The following is a 1,205-nucleotide window of genomic DNA, read 5'->3' on the forward strand; positions in this document are numbered from 1 at the left end:
CGATTTCTATGATAAAACCAAATCTTTTTCATAAAAGGTTTGGTTTTTTATTACTGCAAAAACACGATGGATTATTTTGTTTCTCACCGCATTCAAGACGCTCATTTTATTTTTTCCTTCACCAACTTTTCTAATGTAATATCTTCTCAGATCATTATCAAGTCTAATGGCACTCATTGCCGCCAGATGCAGAATGGTTTTTAGGTTTTTATCGGCAAGCATTGATACCCCTGGTCTTCTTTTGAGCGATGTTCCAGATTGAAAATCAAATGGTGCCACTCCGCTGTAACATGCCATTTTTCTAGGATCTGTTATAGCTGTAAAACCTTCTGTTTTTGATAATAATGTCCATGATAGAACCTGGCCTACTCCTGGAACTGATTTTATCAGCTTGTGTTGCTGGCTTAGCTTTTCGTCATCAAGGATTGCTTTTTCAATATCATTTTCAATAACTTTAATTTGTTGGTCAATACTTTTTATGAGTTTTGCATTTAGGTTTTTTAGTTCTTTGTCCAGTCCAATGCTTTTCATTAGTTTGTAATCATGCTGCTGAACCATAAGCTGTTTTTTGATTTTTATTCTTAAAGCTCTTTCGGTCAACAGTATTTTTATTTTTTTAATCGAGCAGGAGCTTGGTTTCCATTCCCTGTTTTCCTGATGATTTTTTTCAATAAAACTGCAAATTCGCAACGCGTCAATTTTATCATTTTTGCCTCTGACAAGACCTATGCTTTTCTTGATATGCAAAGCGGAGATCACATAAACTCTAAAGTTGAATTTTTCCAATGATTCAAATAGGTTCCAGTTGTATCTGCCGGTATTTTCCATGGCTATGATTACATTTTCACCTGAATAACTTTTAAAAAATCGCTTTATGGCTGAAACGCTATTTTCAATGGAAAAGTAATTTATCGATTCTTCTTTAACACAAATATCCAAAGTCTTGCTGCTGATGTCAATGCCGATAATAATGTTTTTCATAACTTTGTTTTTACGATTCAACAATGATTTGAGAAATTCATCATAAGCTCAACTCCTTAATAACGGGTCACTAGCCCAAATTTCTATATGAGTCTTTGATGAAAGGGAAGCTAAAGTCTTAATCGAAATATGAGTCATAAGCTCGGAGGAACGAACAGTTTACTTTTGCTTCCTTTCTCAATCATAAATCTACTCAAAATTTCAAAAAACAAATCTAAAGGAGG

The 1,205-nt window shown here is 33.8% G+C and carries 1 protein-coding gene; it reads right to left on the minus strand.

Going from position 1 to position 1,205, the window contains the following annotated elements:
- Nucleotides 1-6: 6 nt before the first annotated feature.
- A complete protein-coding gene (locus FND99_RS20115; RefSeq protein ID WP_144339711.1) occupies nt 7-981 on the minus strand; it encodes an IS110 family RNA-guided transposase in 975 nt (324 codons plus the stop codon).
- Between the last annotated feature and the right edge of the window lie 224 nt (nt 982-1,205).

Origin of the sequence: Flavobacterium daemonense (genome assembly GCF_007341385.1) — a bacterium.
Lineage (GTDB): Bacteria > Bacteroidota > Bacteroidia > Flavobacteriales > Flavobacteriaceae > Flavobacterium > Flavobacterium daemonense.

Excerpts from the sequence above, each read along its gene's own strand:
- FND99_RS20115 (WP_144339711.1), bottom strand. The coding sequence starts at position 981 with ATGAAAAACATTATTATCGGCATTGACATCAGCAGCAAGACTTTGGAT.